Here is a 14,018-nt window from a genome sequence, read left to right as displayed (position 1 = left end):
CAGTTCGCGCCAGATCTTCCTGCGCAATCCCTATTATCACCGGGTGGACACGCGCGGCGCCATTCGCCCAGAGCAGGGTGCGGTAATTACCCCCTTCCAGCTCCCCTTTCTTGAGGATGCTCACATCCGAAAAGTCGAGCCCGCGCGCCTGCAGATCGACCTCTCCCGCGTTGGCCTTGGCTGCGATAAGGCCGCCGCCCACCACGGTCATCTCGACCACGTCGACATAGGGCAGTTGCACGCCGCGCGTGTCCACCCGGTGATAATAGGGATTGCGCAGGAAGATCTGGCGCGAACTGTCGTTGTCGCTGGTGTTCATCCACGGCTGCAGCGTGGGCAGATCGGGGTTGTCGAACTTGTACATGTCGTCGCGCTTGTTGTGCAGCGCGGCCCAGCTGTTCACCCGGGCCTCCGCGACCGCCCGTTCCAGTTCGACCGGGTCGGCGAAATCCGCATGGAACTGGCGCAGGTAGTGACCGGGCCGGTAGATGAACGGCGGGCTGGCCTGTGCGAGCAGCGGAAGGAAGTTCGGATTGGGTGTGGGCCATTCGAAGACGACCGTTTCCGGATCGGGAAAGCGGACGCTGCCAAGCACGCCCTCTACATACATGAAATCGGGCGGCCCGTTGGGCGTGATCTCTGCATTGTTGATGACATGCTGCCACCAATAGGCAAAATCCGCGGAGGTGAACGGCGCCCCGTCGGACCATTTGTGCCCCTTGCGCAAGCGAAGGGTAAACCGCCTGCCCTCGAATATTTCCACGCCGTGCAGAATGTCCGGGTAGAGCGAATAGTCGGGCGCGTATCCCACGAGCCGCGCGTAGCCGTAGACGACCATCTGGCGCACGTCCTTCGAACGCGAAATCAACATATGCATCGTCCCGCCGGGGGTGCCGAAGCTTCGCCCCTTCGCTTCGAGGTCGATCACGAGCGGGGCCTGCGGCAATCGTTCGGCGACAGGGGGCAGGCGCAGGCTTTCAACTTCGTGCCGCCAATAGGGTGTTTCCTGCATTGGCAGCGCGGTCGTCGTATCCGCGATTGTGGACCGGGCCGCCGCCGGGGGCGCGGCTTGGGCCAAGGCCTGTCCGGTCAGCCCGCAAGCGAGTATCAGCGCCAGCCATCTAGACATGGTAGCGCACCATATGACCGGGTTCGAGTTCGCGCAGGGCTGGGGCCGTTTCTGCATCGAAGCGGAAAATTTCAGGCCAAGAATGCGGTGCGCCGGCCCCCCTCGCGACGAGTTCAAGGTCTATCGGGCGGGATACATCCGGCTCCGGCTGGGCGGCGATCAGGGCCTTGGTGTAGGGGTGCTGCGGATTGTAGAACAACGTGTCGGGCGCGGCCTGCTCCACGATCACGCCCGCGCGCATCACGGCGACTTCATCGGCGATGCGCGCCACCACCGCCAGATCGTGGCTGATGAAAAGATAGCTCAGATGAGCGCGGTCGCGGATATCTTCCAGCAATGTCAGGATCTGGTCCTGAACAGACACATCGAGCGCCGAAGTCGGTTCATCGCAAATCAGCAGGACCGGGTCCAGCGTCAGGGCGCGCGCGATCGACAGGCGCTGGCGCTGGCCGCCGGAAAAAGCATGCGGATATCGCTTTGCCACCATGGGGTCGAGCCCGACGAGCCGCAGCATTTCCGCCGCCTTATCGCGCCGCTCGGCGGCGGTGCCGATCCGGTGGATTTCCATCGGTTCGGTCAATGCGTCCTGAACCCGCATCCGGGGCGACAGGGATGAATAGGGGTCCTGGAACACCATCTGCGCTTGACGCTGGAACAACCGGCGCTGGGCGGTGGAAAGATCGTGTACCGGCAGGGCGGGTGCCCCGGGCTCCGCGCTGAACAGCACCTCGCCGCCCGGATCGGGCCGTTCCGCCCCCAGTGCGATGCGCGCGCAGGTCGTCTTTCCCGAACCGGATTCACCCACGACCGCCAGCGTCTTGCCCCGCTGCAGCGCCAGCGTGACATCGCGGCAGGCCGTCACCTGTGCCGGTTTGCGCCACCCGCCGGCGCGCATGGTATAGGTCTTGGTCACGTCGCGGAGCGACAGGATTAGATCGTCATGCGCCGGGGCCCGTGCTGGCCGGGCCACTTCCGGGATCATCGGCGCGGCCGAGAAAAGCTTCGCGGTATACCCATGCGCGGGGCTTGCAAGCACCTCCGCCGCACTGCCGCGTTCCATGATGCGACCCCGGTTCATCACCACGATCTGTTCTGCCATATTCGCGACCACGCCAAGATCATGTGTGACGAGGATCACCGCCATGCCGGTCTGGCTCTGCAAGTTGCGCATCAGGCCGAGCACCTGCGCCTGCGTCGTTACATCGAGTGCCGTGGTCGGTTCATCCGCGATCAGCAGTTCGGGCCTGGCGACCATCGCCATGGCGATCATGGCGCGCTGACGCATGCCGCCCGACATCTCGAACGGGTAGCTGCGCCAGGCCCGCTCGGGATCGGCAAAGCCGACCTGATCGAACATTTCCAGCACCCGGCGCTTCGCTTCGCCATGGCTCATGTTGCGGTGGATGCGAAGTGCTTCCGCCACCTGCGCACCGAGCCGGTGCAGGGGTGAAAGCGAGCGCATGGGTTCCTGAAAGATCATCGCGATGCGGTCCCCCCGCACCTGTCGCATGCGCCGGTCAGACAGGGACAGCAGATCGACAGGCGCGGTGCCGTTCCCCGCGGCGAAGCGGATGGAACCGCTGTGGATCGTCGCCGTCTGGGGCAGCAGCCGCAACACGCTCCGGCAGGTCAGTGTCTTGCCCGATCCGCTTTCGCCCACCAGCGCCAGTGTTTCGCCCCGGCGCAGGGAGAAGCTGACATTCTCTACCACCGGCGGGGCGGAGCCGAACCCGATTGTCAGGTCATCTACGTCCAGCAATGAAGTCATTATGTTCCCTGACAGGGCCGCGCGTGGCATTGCCGGGAGTGAAGCCCATTTGCGGCGCAGCGTCCAGTGTCACGAAACCCGCCTGCATCTACACATTCCCGGTGCGATGGTGCAGAAGGGACGAACCCGCAGGAAGGATACCGCGATGAGCCGACTGGACCTTTTCATCGACCGCATGGTTTCGCAGCGCGCCTGTCTCGATGCCGCGGCGCGACTGATCGCGGATTCGCACGGCCCCGTGTTCGAGCTGGGCCTCGGGAACGGGCGGACCTATCATCACCTGCGGGAGATCTTGCCAAACCGGCAGATCCATGTGTTCGAACGTGCCGTCGCCTCGCATCCCGACAGTACACCGCCCGATGACATGCTGATCCTCGGCGATGTCAACCAGACCCTGCCTGACGCGCTGGCACGTTTCGGGGCCACGGCTGCATTGGTTCACGCCGACCTCGGCGGGCATGATCGGGCCAAGAACGATGCTTTCGCCCGTGTCGTATCCCCGCTGGTGGAGCCGCTGCTCGCACCCGGCGGCATCATGGTGGCCAGCGATCGGATGTATTTCACGTCCATGGAAGAGTTGCCTCTGCCGCAGGATGCGGTGCCGGAACGCTGCTTTATCTACCGCAAGTAAGCAAATTGCCTTTAGTTAACAGTTTCTTGGCGCCGACATTTCCAAGTGTTGACGGCGCGTAAAACTGTGCTTGCAAGGAATCACCTCAGGCCGTAGCGTGCGCCGAGATGAAATTGAAACAACATTTCACTATGCGAAACAAATCCCGAGGAGGGGGAGCTACATGACATTTCTCAAAAAGCTGACCATGGCCAGCGCTCTGGTTGCTGCGGGCACCGTCGCCACTGCGGAAACGACGCTGATCCACGGCGAAGCCGGGCCGAACCGTGGCGCCCGCGCCGACGCGCTGCAGTGGTTCGCTGACCAGTTGACCGAACGTTCCGACGGCGAGCTGAAGGTCGACATCCAGTGGGGCGGCGCACTCTTCAAGGCCAACGCGGCCGTGCAATCCATCGCCGATGGCGTCGCGGACATGGGATCGGTGATCGCTGTCTACTATCCGCAGGAAATGGCCGGATACGGCATCGCCGACCTGCCGCTGAACAACCCCGACGCATGGGTCGGGATGCGCGCCACCGACGAATTGATGCGCAACAGCCCCGAAATTCAGGCCGATCTGGCGGACAAGAACCTCGTCTACGTCGGCAGCTGGACCACCAGCCAGGTCAACATCGGCTGCAAGGGCGAGCCGATCCGCACCGTCGACGATATCTCCGGCAAGAAAGTGCGCGGCGTTGGCGCATACGGCAAGGTCTTTGGCGAGAACGGCGCCAATATGGTCAACATGTCCATCTATGACGCCTATCAGGGTCTGGATACGGGCCTGATCGACTGCTCGCAGGGCTACAGCTACGCGGTTGCAGCGCTGAAGCAGGCCGAGGTGATGGACAACTACACCATCCTAGACTGGGGTCAGGTCGGTGGTCTGGGTATCTTCATGAACAAGGACACCTACGACAGCCTGAGCGCCGAACAGCAGGAGCTGATCGGTCAGGTCGGTTCTGACATGGCGGACGAATTCGGCCGCATGATCAACGAAGCGAACGACAAGGCCATCGCGTCGATGAAGGAGCAGGGCGTCGAAGTGATCGAACTGCCCGCGGAAGAGCGCGCGAAGCTGGTTGAAGCAGGCAAGAAGTTCCTCGACGAATGGGTCGAGACGGCGAATGCCGCGGGCCTGCCCGGTGAGGAACTGCTGGCCGAGTACCAGTCGCTCATCACCAAGTACACCGAGGTGCGCGACGCCGAGGGCTATCCCTGGGAACAGCCGAGCAACTGATCGTAGTACAAAGAGGGGGCGGGCCGATGTTGGTGCCACTTGAGAAAATCCTGCTGGGACTGGGCGCGCTTGCGGTCATCCTGCTGGGTGTCCTGATCACCACCAACGTCGTGGCCCGCGCTGTCTTTGCGGGCCAGGTGCCCGACAGCGTCACGATGGTGCGCGAACTCATGGTCGCCGCCATCGTCCTGCCCCTTGCCGCCGCGACGGCCGCGCGCGCCCATGTGAGCGTGGCCTTCGTATCCGACCGCTTCGGCCCACGGTTCCGGTCATGGCTCATCGTGACCGGCTCCGTCATCGGGCTTATTGCGCTTGCGCCGCTGATTTACTCGGGGGGGCGCGAGCTGATCGGGGCTGTCGAAAAGGGCAGCTTTTTCTACGGTGACCTGAACCTGCCGAAATGGCCGGGCAGGCTGCTCTTCCTCGTTGGCATCATCGCCACATTCCTGCGGCTCGCAGAACTGGCGTGGCGCGATACCCGCACCATTCTGGCGGGCGGCGTCGTGTCGGACGAACAACAACATGCAGGTGACCTGCTGACCGAAGGGGAGAACGGTTGATGGATGCTTCGACCATCGGGCTGATCGCCTTTGGCGCGGTTCTCTTCATGCTGGCGATGCGGGTGCCGATCGCCTTTACGCTGGCTTCCGTCGCCACCGTCGCGACCTTTTTCATCTTTGCCTTCCGCACCGGCACGTTCATGCCGGAGCGCGCGATCAAGGCGACGACTTCGATGGTGTTTTCGAACTCCTTCGACCTCATCCATTCCTACGATCTGTCGATGATCCCGCTTTTCGTGGCGCTGGGTCACATCGCCTACAAGGCCGACATCACCACCAAGATCTATCACGCCGCCAAGGTCTGGCTGACGCGCCTGCCCGGCGGGGTCGCGATGGCCTCCGTCATGGGCTGCGGCGGCTTTTCGGCGATCACCGGATCGTCCATCGCCTGCGCGTCGACCATGGGCAAGATCTGCACACCCGAGATGCTGCGTATGGGTTACGATCCGCGCCTCGCGACGGCATCGGTCGCGGCGGGCGGCACGCTGGGCTCGCTCATCCCGCCTTCGGTCCTCTTCATCATCTACGGGATCTTCACCGAAACCTCCATCTCCTCTCTGTTCCTGGCGGGGGTTCTGCCGGGTCTGCTGACGCTGGCGGGGTTCATCTTCGTGATCGCGGTCTGGGTCTGGCGGACGCCGGAAATCGCGCCCTCGACGGATCAGCGCTATTCCAGCTCGGAACGCTTCCGCGCGGCATGGGAAAGCTGGCCCGCCGTGCTGCTTTTCATCCTGATCATCGGGGGCATCTACGGCGGTATCTTCACCGCAACAGAAGCTGCCGCCGTCTGCGTGGTGTCGGCGGCGATCATCGGCTTTGTGCAGCGCAAGCTGACCCTGGGCGGGTTGTGGGACGCGGTGAAGGAAACCTGCATCCAGACCTCGGCCATCTTCCTGATTGCCGCCGCGGCCAAGATCTTTGTGGCCTTCGTGGCGCTGACCGGCGTGGCCAATGTGATCGTGGGCTGGGTATCTGATGCGCAGCTTTCGCTGGTGGTGCTGATGCTTTGCATCGCGGTGATCTACCTGCTGCTCGGCATGTTCCTCGATCCCATCGGGATCATGGTGCTCACTCTGCCGCTGATGATCCCGCTGGTGGAAAGCTACGGGCTGAACCTCATCTGGTTCGGGGTCGTGGTCATCAAGCTGCTGGAAATCGGGCTGATCACGCCGCCCGTGGGGCTCAACGTCTTCGTCATCGCCAACGTGGTGGGCAAGGAAGCCCCGATCGACAAGATCTTTGCTGGCATCACGCGCTTCCTGAGCATCGATATCATCGTGCTCGTCCTGATCATGTCCTTCCCGGCGATATCGCTCCTGATACCGATGGCGGCCCGATGAACGATCAGGTTTCGGATCGCAAGTTCGCCAATACGCTGGCGCGGGGCTTGGGCATTTTGCGTGCCTTTCGGGCCAGCGACAATGGGCTGACCCACGCCGAGATCGCCGAACGCACGGGCCTGCCCAAACCCACGGTGTCGCGGCTGACCTATACGCTTTGCGAATTGGGCTACCTCAGCCACGGGACGCGCAATGACCGCTTCCGCCTCGGACCGTCAGCGGTGGCGCTGGGTTCGGTCGCGTCGCTGTCTATCGGGTTTGTCGATCTGGCATCGGAAGCGATGCAGAAGCTCGCCGATGCGACCGGAACGCTCGCGCTCATCGCCGTGCGGGATGGCGACCGCATGCTGCTTGCCAAGACTTGGCGGCCAGGGGGCGTCGCGACCATCTGGCTTGAACCGGGGCACCGCATTCCGATTTTCGGGTCGTCCTCGGGGCAGGCGGTTCTGGCGACCATGGGCGAAGAACGCTTTGCCGCACTCGATCCCGATTCGGAACTGACGCAATTCAGGCAGGACGGCTACGACCAGCTTATCGGGCAGGGCTTTACCATCGCACCGCCGCCCACCCGTTATGCACGCAGCGTCAATGCGGTAAGTGTGCCTTATTTCGCCAATGAATTCGGCGAGCCGGTTGCCTTTACCTGCGGCGCCTTGCCTACTGATCTGACTGACACCCGCGCCCGGGAAGAGGTCGGCCCCGCCCTGCGCGACACCGTTCGCGGATTGGAGCAGCGTACCGGACATCCAGCGGCGCTGACCCGCCGCGGCTGAGACAGAGGAGAATGAAATGAGCGACAAGGTTGCCTATACCCGACATGCCGATGTGGCCGTGCTGCGGATCCAGAACCCGCCCGTCAACGCGCTGAGCCAGGCCGTCCGGCAGGGCCTTCAGGACGGGATGGACCGCGCCGAATCCGAAGAGGGCGTGAAGGCGGTCGTGATCGTAGGCGACGGGCGCGCGTTTATCGCCGGGGCCGATATCACCGAATTCGGCAAACCGCCGAAAGAGCCGCATCTGCCCGATCTCTGCGCACGGATCGAAGCCTCCCCGCTGTTGGTGGTGGCATCGATGCACGGCGTTTCGCTGGGCGGCGGGCTGGAGGTCGCGCTGTCGACGCACTACCGCGTCGCGCAACCCTCGGCCCGGTTGGGTCTGCCCGAAGTGCACCTTGGTCTCATTCCCGGGGCGGGTGGCACTCAGCGTCTGCCACGTTTGACGGGCGCGGAAGCGGCGATCGAGGTCATCACCTCCGGCCGTCACGTGAAGGCGTCCGAGGCCCAGAGCCTTGGCATCATCGACAAGATCGCCGAAGGCGACCCTGAGGAAGTGGGCCTTTCCTATGCGCGCCACCTGCTGGAAGAAGGCGCGTTGCGCCGGCCTGTCAGCGCAATGCCGGCGGCGGAGCCCATCGACTGGGACGGCACCTACGATACGGTGCTGAAGAAGGGCCGGGGGCAGATCAGCCCGGCCAAGGCCGTCCGTGCCGTGCAGGCAAGCGTCGAACTGCCCTTCCAGGAAGGCATGAAAGCCGAGCGCGACATCTTCATGGAACTGATGCAGACCGACCAGCGTCAGGGCATGATCCATGCGTTCTTCTCAGAGCGCGCCGTGAGCAACCTGCCCGAGCTGAAGGGCGTGGAGCCGCGCGCACTGCAATCCATCGGCGTGATCGGCGGCGGGACCATGGGCGCGGGCATCGCGACGGCGGCCCTCTTGGCGGGCTTGAACGTGGTGCTGATCGAAATGTCGGATGAGGCCGCGAAGGCCGCCCGCGACCGGATCGCCGGCAACCTTCAGGGCGCCCTGAAGCGGGGCAAAATCACCGAAATGAAATTTCAGGCTCTCACGACCACCGCGCTCGAAGTTTCGGAGAACTACGACAGTCTCGCCTCGGTCGATCTCGTGGTCGAAGCGGTCTTCGAGGACATGGGCGTCAAGAAAGAGGTCTTTGGCAAGCTGGACGCGGTCTGCAAGAAGGGTGCCGTTCTGGCGAGCAACACATCCTATCTCGACATCAACGAAATCGCCGCCAGCACGTCGCGGCCCGAAGACGTGATCGGGCTGCATTTCTTCTCGCCCGCGCATGTGATGAAACTGCTGGAGGTCGTGGTCGCCGACAAGACCGCACCGGAGGTTGTCGCCACGGGCTTCGCGCTCGGCAAGATGCTGGGCAAGACCTCGGTCCGGGCCGGCGTCTGCGACGGCTTTATCGGCAACCGCATTCTCGCGGTCTACCGCACGGCGGCGGATCACATGGTGCTGGAAGGGGCCTCGCCCTATCAGATCGACAAGGCGCTGACGGATTTTGGCTTCGCCATGGGGCCCTTCGCGGTGGCCGACCTTGCCGGATTGGATATCGGCTGGGCGACCCGCAAGCGCAAGGCGCCGACCCGCCACCCCGAAGAACGGGTACCCACCTATATCGACAGGCTTTGCGAACAGGGACACTTCGGCCAGAAGACGGGGCAGGGTTATTACATCTATGAAAAGGGCCAGCGCGGCGGCACGCCGAACCCCGAGATTACCCGCCTGATCGAGGAAGAGCAGAAGGAACGCGGCATCACCCCGCGCGACTTCACCGACGCCGAGATCGTGCGCCGCTACATGTGCGCGATGGTGAATGAATCCGCCAAGGTGCTGGAAGAAGGCATCGCACGCCGCCCGCTCGACATCGATATGACGCTGCTTTTCGGTTACGGCTTCCCGCGCTACTGGGGCGGGCCGATGAAATGGGCCGACCTGCAGGGTCTGGACAACGTACTCGCCGATATCCGCGAATACGCGCAGGACGACGCGTGGTTCTGGAAACCCGCGCCTCTGCTCGAACGGCTCGTCGCCGAAGACCGCAATTTCGAAGACCTCAACAAGGCCGCCGCCGCATGAGCGCCCGGCCCACCCCCCAACACGAGGAAGGAAACGAAACATGGACCTGAGCTATTCCGATGAAGAACGCGCCTTCCGCGAGGAAGTCCGTGCCTTTCTGGACGAAAAACTCCCCAAGGAGTTGTCCGAAAAGATCCGTAAGGGCGAGGAACTGGGCAAGGAAGGTCAGGAACGCTGGCACGCGATCCTGAACGAAAAGGGCTGGCTGGCCCCTAACTGGCCGAAAGAATTCGGCGGCGCCGAGTGGAACGCCGTCCAGCGTCATATCTTCGAGGAAGAGGCCGCCGCCGCCCACGCGCCGCGCATCGTGCCCTTTGGTCTGTCGATGCTGGCGCCCGTGCTGCAGAAGTTCGGCTCCAAGGAACAGCAGGACTATTGGCTGCCGCGCATTCTGTCTGGTGAAGACTGGTGGTGTCAGGGCTATTCCGAACCGGGTGCCGGTTCGGACCTCGCCTCGCTCAAGACAACCGCGGTGCGCGATGGCGATCATTACATCGTCAACGGTCAGAAGACATGGACGACACTGGGCCAGCACGCCAACATGATCTTCTGCCTCGTCCGGACGGACAAGGACGTGAAGCAGCAGGAGGGCATCTCCTTCCTGCTGATCGACATGGACACCCCCGGGGTCGAGGTGCGGCCCATCGTCCTGCTCGACGGCGGGGCCGAGGTGAACGAAGTCTGGTTCACGGATGTGAAGGTCCCGGTCGAGAACCTCGTGGGGGAGGAGAACAAGGGCTGGACCTATGCCAAGTACCTGCTGACCCATGAACGCACGAACATCGCCGGTGTCGGGTTTTCGCAGGCGGGCCTGTCGGCGGTCAAACGGCTGGCAAAGTCCGAAATGGCGGGTGGCAAGCCGTTGATCGAGAACCCCCATTTCGCGGCCCGCGTGGCACGGGTGGAGATCGACCTGATGGCGATGAGCACGACCAACCTGCGCATCGTGTCCAAGGCCGCCGCCGGCACCGCACCGGGCGTGGAGAGTTCCATGCTGAAGGTCAAGGGCACGATCATCCGGCAGGAGATCAACGACCTCGCCCGGCGGGCTGCCGGTGTCTACGCGATGCCCTTCGCCTCCGAAGCGGTGGAAGGGTCCAACCTTGCACTGCCCGACCCGCTCAACGCGGGCCCGGTCGCGGCGCAATATTTCAACAACCGCAAGCTGTCGATCTTCGGCGGCTCCAACGAGATCCAGCGCGGGATCATCGCGAAAACCATGCTGGGAGGTGGCAAATGAACTTTGACCTGACAGAAGAGCGGCAAATGCTGCAGGACAGCCTTCGGCGGTTCCTGCGCGACAAGTATGACACGGCGACCCGCAACAAGATCCTCGAAAGCGACGCGGGCATGTCGACCGAAATCTGGACCGGCCTTGCCGAGCTGGGCGTCATCGGCGCACTCTTCACCGAAGAACAGGGCGGTTTTGGCGGCAAGGGCTTCGACATCGCAGTGGTGTTCGAAGAATTGGGCCGCGCAGGCGTGGTCGAACCCTTCATGGATACCGCGATCCTTGCCGGGGGTCTCATCGCGGATCTGGGTAACGAAGATCAGCAGGCTCATGTCGAGGAGATCATCGGCGGCGGGCTGCAACTGGCCTTCGCCCATGGCGAACCGGCCAGCCGCTATGACCTCAACCGGGTCGCCACTACGGCGAAGGCCGAAGGCGACGACATCGTGCTCAACGGGCGCAAGGCCGTGGTCATCAACGCAGAGGCGGCGGACATACTGGTCGTATCGGCGCGCGAAAGCGGCGAGCCGGGCGATGACGCGGGCATTTCGCTGTTCCTCGTTCCCGCGGATACCAAGGGCATTACCCTTCAGGGCTATGCCCTGCTCGCAGGTGGGCGCGCGGCGGAAGTAACGCTCGATGATGTGACGGTGCCCGCCTCCGCCCGCCTGGGGGAGGCCGGAAAGGCGCTGCCTGCCATCGAGGCGCGGATCGCCACGGCCAATGTGGCGCTTTGCGCCGAAACGCTGGGCGCGATGGAAACCGCCTGCGATCTGACCCGCGACTATCTTGGTACGCGCAAGCAGTTCGGGCGGCCCATCGGGACGTTCCAGGCGCTGGCGCATCGCATGGCCGATCTGTTGATCGAGATGGAGCAGGCGCGCTCTGCCGTGATCCTTGCAGCGGGTCATCTGGAAGATGATCGTGCCAGCCGCGAACGCCATGTCTCAGCCACGAAGAACCTGATGGGGCGCGCGGGCAGGCTGGTGGCCGAAGACAGCATCCAGATGCATGGCGGCATCGCCATGACGCAGGAATACGAGTTGGCGCATATCGCCAAGCGTATCGTCATGGCGGACCACCGCTTCGGCGATACGGACCATCATCTGGAGCGCTTCATTGACTTCGCCGCTGCCTGATGAACGCCACCTGATCCGGGACGAGACCGGCACGCAGACCCTGATCGGCTACGTGGTCGACGTGTCGGACCCGACCCACGGACGCTGCTGGCTGGACCTCGGCCCGCAGCATCTGAACCGGCATGACGTTCTGCACGGGGGTATCACGACGGCGCTGCTCGACAATGCGTCGGGCACGACAGGATCGCTGACGGTGGACAATAGCGGCACGGCGCCCTTCCTGACGATCTCCATGACGACGCAATTCCTTGCCCCGGGCTTGCCCGGCTGGGTCTGCGCCAAAGGCACGGTGACAGGGGGCGGGCGCAGCCTGCTCTATATCACCGCGGAGTTGCGGCACGAAACAGGCACCCTGATCGCCACGTCGACGGGCGTCTTCAAGCGGGTCCCGCAGGAGCGGTTGGCATCATGAGTGCGCGCATCGAGGACAAGGGCGACCGCGTCATCGTCTGGAATGGCAATACCGCCAAGCGCGGTGCCCTTTCACCGGAGTTATACGCGGCCATCCACGAAGCCGTGGCATTGGCGCAGGAGCCGCGTATCAGGGCCGCCATCCTGACCTCCGAAGGGGATTTTTTCTGCGCGGGCGGCAACCTCAACGTCCTGATCGAACGGCGCGCCATGTCCGAACCGGACCGGCGCGGCAAGGTGGACGAGCTGCACGATCTGGTGCGCGGCATCCGCAACTGCCCGGTGCCCGTCATCGCGGCGGTCGAAGGGGGTGCCGCGGGGGCGGGGCTTTCGCTGGCATTGGCCAGCGATTTCGTTGTGGCGGCGGAAAATGCGAAATTCACCGCAGCCTATGTCAAGGCCGGGCTGGTTCCGGACGGGGGGCTTACCTCTGCGATGGCGCGTATGCTGCCGCGGCCGTTCGCGATGGAGATGTGTCTGCTGGGCCGCGCCGTTCCGGCCACCCGGTTTGCCGAACTGGGGGCGGTCAACGTGATCTGCCCCGCAGGTCAGGCCATGGCGGAAGCGATGCTGCTGGCCGATGCGCTGGCGCAGGGCCCGCGTGAGGCGCAGGGGGTGATCCGGGGGCTGGTGGCGCTGGCCTATGAAACGACGGAGGCCCGTCAACTCGACGCCGAGCGCGACGCCATGGCGCGCGCTGCCGGGGGCGATGAGGCGGCGGAAGGCATTGCGGCCTTCCTCGAAAAAAGAAAACCGCGTTACGGCGACTGACGGCCCCGGAAGGGCGAGCGCCGAGAACGCATCAGGGAGGATCGCGCATGGCACGGGTAGAGGAATTTCTGGCAGGGCAGGTGGCCGAGCGGAGCAACGCGCCCGCGCTGAGCGACAGCACCGGCGTGGAATGGACCTACGGGGATCTGGACCGCGCCTCGGACGATCTGGCGCAGCGCCTGCGCGATGCGGGTGTCGCCGAAAACGATCGCGTCCTGATGCTTTCGGAGAACTGCGCGGCCGCGGTTGCCGCGCTCTTCGCGACATGGAAGGTCGGGGCGGCGATCATACCGGTCAACGCGCGCCAGACCGAAGCGGAAGTGCGCCGCATCCTCGATCACGCCACGCCTGCCGCTGTCCTGATGACCTGCCACGCCTCGCCCGATGCGACCGCCCATGCCGAAAGGCTGGGGGCGTCCGAAATCGAAGGTGCATTTGGCAAGTTGCATATTGTAAAGCCCGGCCCCAGCAATCCCGATCCGGATCTCTCCGACGTGGCGGTACTGCTCTATACCACCGGAACGACGGGCGATCCCAAGGGTGTGATGCTGACCCATGACAACGTCCGTTTCGGCGGCACGGCTTCGGCCAACCTGCGGGAAATGAGGCCCGATGATCTGATCTACGGTGTGCTGCCCATTACCCATGTGTTCGGTCTGGCCTCCGTGGTGACAGCCTCCTGCTATGCCGGGGCCGCCGTCCGGCTGGAAGCACGTTTTTCCGCAGCCAAGCTTTTTGCGGCGCTTCAAGACGGGGTGACGCTGCTGTCCGCCGTTCCGCAGATGCATGCCCTGCTGATGCAATACACCAAGGAGCAGGGTCTCACCTCGCTCGGCTCGGACCGGCTGCGCTATGTTTCCTCCGGGGCGGCGCCGCTCGATCCTGCGTGGAAACGCAAGGCGGAGGCGTTCTATGGCGTGGCCCTGCAGAACG

At 64.0% G+C, this 14,018-nt stretch carries 13 protein-coding genes; 11 read left to right on the top strand and 2 right to left on the bottom strand.

Annotated elements, in window-relative coordinates:
- Positions 1-1,129 (bottom strand): ABC transporter substrate-binding protein (locus tag A3728_RS09575; RefSeq protein WP_236630457.1); only part of this gene is annotated, 1,129 nt, incomplete at its 3' end.
- Positions 1,122-2,897 carry an ABC transporter ATP-binding protein gene (locus A3728_RS09570; protein ID WP_201722161.1) on the bottom strand — a complete coding sequence of 592 codons (1,776 nt, stop codon included), beginning with the start codon at positions 2,895-2,897 and terminating at the stop codon, positions 1,122-1,124. The genes A3728_RS09570 and A3728_RS09575, both read right to left, overlap by 8 nt.
- Positions 2,898-3,042: 145 nt before the next feature.
- Between A3728_RS09570 and A3728_RS09565 the strand changes: the two genes are divergently transcribed.
- From A3728_RS09565 to A3728_RS09515, 11 genes are all read left to right on the top strand, one after another.
- Positions 3,043-3,528 carry a class I SAM-dependent methyltransferase gene (locus tag A3728_RS09565; protein WP_067922703.1) on the top strand — a complete coding sequence of 162 codons (486 nt, stop codon included), beginning with the start codon at positions 3,043-3,045 and terminating at the stop codon, positions 3,526-3,528.
- 163 nt (positions 3,529-3,691) lie between these two features.
- On the top strand, positions 3,692-4,747 hold the full coding sequence (locus A3728_RS09560; protein WP_067922701.1) for a C4-dicarboxylate TRAP transporter substrate-binding protein: 1,056 nt from the start codon (positions 3,692-3,694) through the stop codon (positions 4,745-4,747).
- 26 nt (positions 4,748-4,773) lie between these two features.
- Complete coding sequence (locus tag A3728_RS09555; RefSeq protein ID WP_067922699.1) at positions 4,774-5,307, top strand: TRAP transporter small permease; 534 nt, start codon at positions 4,774-4,776, stop codon at positions 5,305-5,307.
- Positions 5,307-6,647 carry a TRAP transporter large permease gene (locus A3728_RS09550; RefSeq protein ID WP_067922696.1) on the top strand — a complete coding sequence of 447 codons (1,341 nt, stop codon included), beginning with the start codon at positions 5,307-5,309 and terminating at the stop codon, positions 6,645-6,647. The genes A3728_RS09555 and A3728_RS09550 overlap by 1 nt, the downstream gene beginning before the upstream one ends.
- Positions 6,644-7,420, top strand: a complete 777-nt coding sequence (locus tag A3728_RS09545) for an IclR family transcriptional regulator (protein ID WP_067922693.1) — start codon at positions 6,644-6,646, stop codon at positions 7,418-7,420. Before A3728_RS09550 ends, A3728_RS09545 begins: the two co-directional genes overlap by 4 nt.
- Positions 7,421-7,436: 16 nt before the next feature.
- Positions 7,437-9,533: an FAD-dependent oxidoreductase gene (locus A3728_RS09540; protein WP_067922690.1), complete on the top strand. Its 2,097-nt coding sequence runs from the start codon at positions 7,437-7,439 to the stop codon at positions 9,531-9,533.
- A 40-nt stretch (positions 9,534-9,573) separates the two neighbouring features.
- Entirely contained in the window at positions 9,574-10,773 is a 1,200-nt protein-coding gene (locus A3728_RS09535; protein WP_067922688.1) for an acyl-CoA dehydrogenase family protein, read from the top strand.
- On the top strand, positions 10,770-11,903 hold the full coding sequence (locus A3728_RS09530) for an acyl-CoA dehydrogenase family protein (protein ID WP_067922685.1): 1,134 nt from the start codon (positions 10,770-10,772) through the stop codon (positions 11,901-11,903). The genes A3728_RS09535 and A3728_RS09530 overlap by 4 nt, the downstream gene beginning before the upstream one ends.
- Positions 11,884-12,315 (top strand): PaaI family thioesterase, encoded by a 432-nt coding sequence (locus tag A3728_RS09525; RefSeq protein WP_067922681.1) that lies wholly within the window; start codon positions 11,884-11,886, stop codon positions 12,313-12,315. Before A3728_RS09530 ends, A3728_RS09525 begins: the two co-directional genes overlap by 20 nt.
- Entirely contained in the window at positions 12,312-13,085 is a 774-nt protein-coding gene (locus A3728_RS09520; protein ID WP_067922678.1) for an oxepin-CoA hydrolase, alternative type, read from the top strand. Before A3728_RS09525 ends, A3728_RS09520 begins: the two co-directional genes overlap by 4 nt.
- A 47-nt stretch (positions 13,086-13,132) precedes the next feature.
- Positions 13,133-14,018: class I adenylate-forming enzyme family protein (locus A3728_RS09515; protein ID WP_150120716.1), on the top strand; the 886-nt coding region annotated here is incomplete at its 3' end.

Origin of the sequence: Sulfitobacter sp. HI0040 (genome assembly GCF_001634885.1) — a bacterium.
Taxonomy (GTDB): Bacteria; Pseudomonadota; Alphaproteobacteria; order Rhodobacterales; family Rhodobacteraceae; genus Sulfitobacter.
This window is presented reverse-complemented; position numbering and strand designations above follow the sequence as displayed.

Excerpts from the sequence above, each read along its gene's own strand:
- A3728_RS09565 (WP_067922703.1), top strand. The coding sequence starts at position 3,043 with ATGAGCCGACTGGACCTTTTCATCGACCGCATGGTTTCGCAGCGCGCC.
- A3728_RS09530 (WP_067922685.1), top strand. The coding sequence starts at position 10,770 with ATGAACTTTGACCTGACAGAAGAGCGGCAAATGCTGCAGGACAGCCTT.
- A3728_RS09560 (WP_067922701.1), top strand. The coding sequence starts at position 3,692 with ATGACATTTCTCAAAAAGCTGACCATGGCCAGCGCTCTGGTTGCTGCG.
- A3728_RS09550 (WP_067922696.1), top strand. The coding sequence starts at position 5,307 with ATGGATGCTTCGACCATCGGGCTGATCGCCTTTGGCGCGGTTCTCTTC.
- A3728_RS09555 (WP_067922699.1), top strand. The coding sequence starts at position 4,774 with ATGTTGGTGCCACTTGAGAAAATCCTGCTGGGACTGGGCGCGCTTGCG.
- A3728_RS09545 (WP_067922693.1), top strand. The coding sequence starts at position 6,644 with ATGAACGATCAGGTTTCGGATCGCAAGTTCGCCAATACGCTGGCGCGG.
- A3728_RS09535 (WP_067922688.1), top strand. The coding sequence starts at position 9,574 with ATGGACCTGAGCTATTCCGATGAAGAACGCGCCTTCCGCGAGGAAGTC.
- A3728_RS09520 (WP_067922678.1), top strand. The coding sequence starts at position 12,312 with ATGAGTGCGCGCATCGAGGACAAGGGCGACCGCGTCATCGTCTGGAAT.
- A3728_RS09570 (WP_201722161.1), bottom strand. The coding sequence starts at position 2,897 with ATGACTTCATTGCTGGACGTAGATGACCTGACAATCGGGTTCGGCTCC.
- A3728_RS09540 (WP_067922690.1), top strand. The coding sequence starts at position 7,437 with ATGAGCGACAAGGTTGCCTATACCCGACATGCCGATGTGGCCGTGCTG.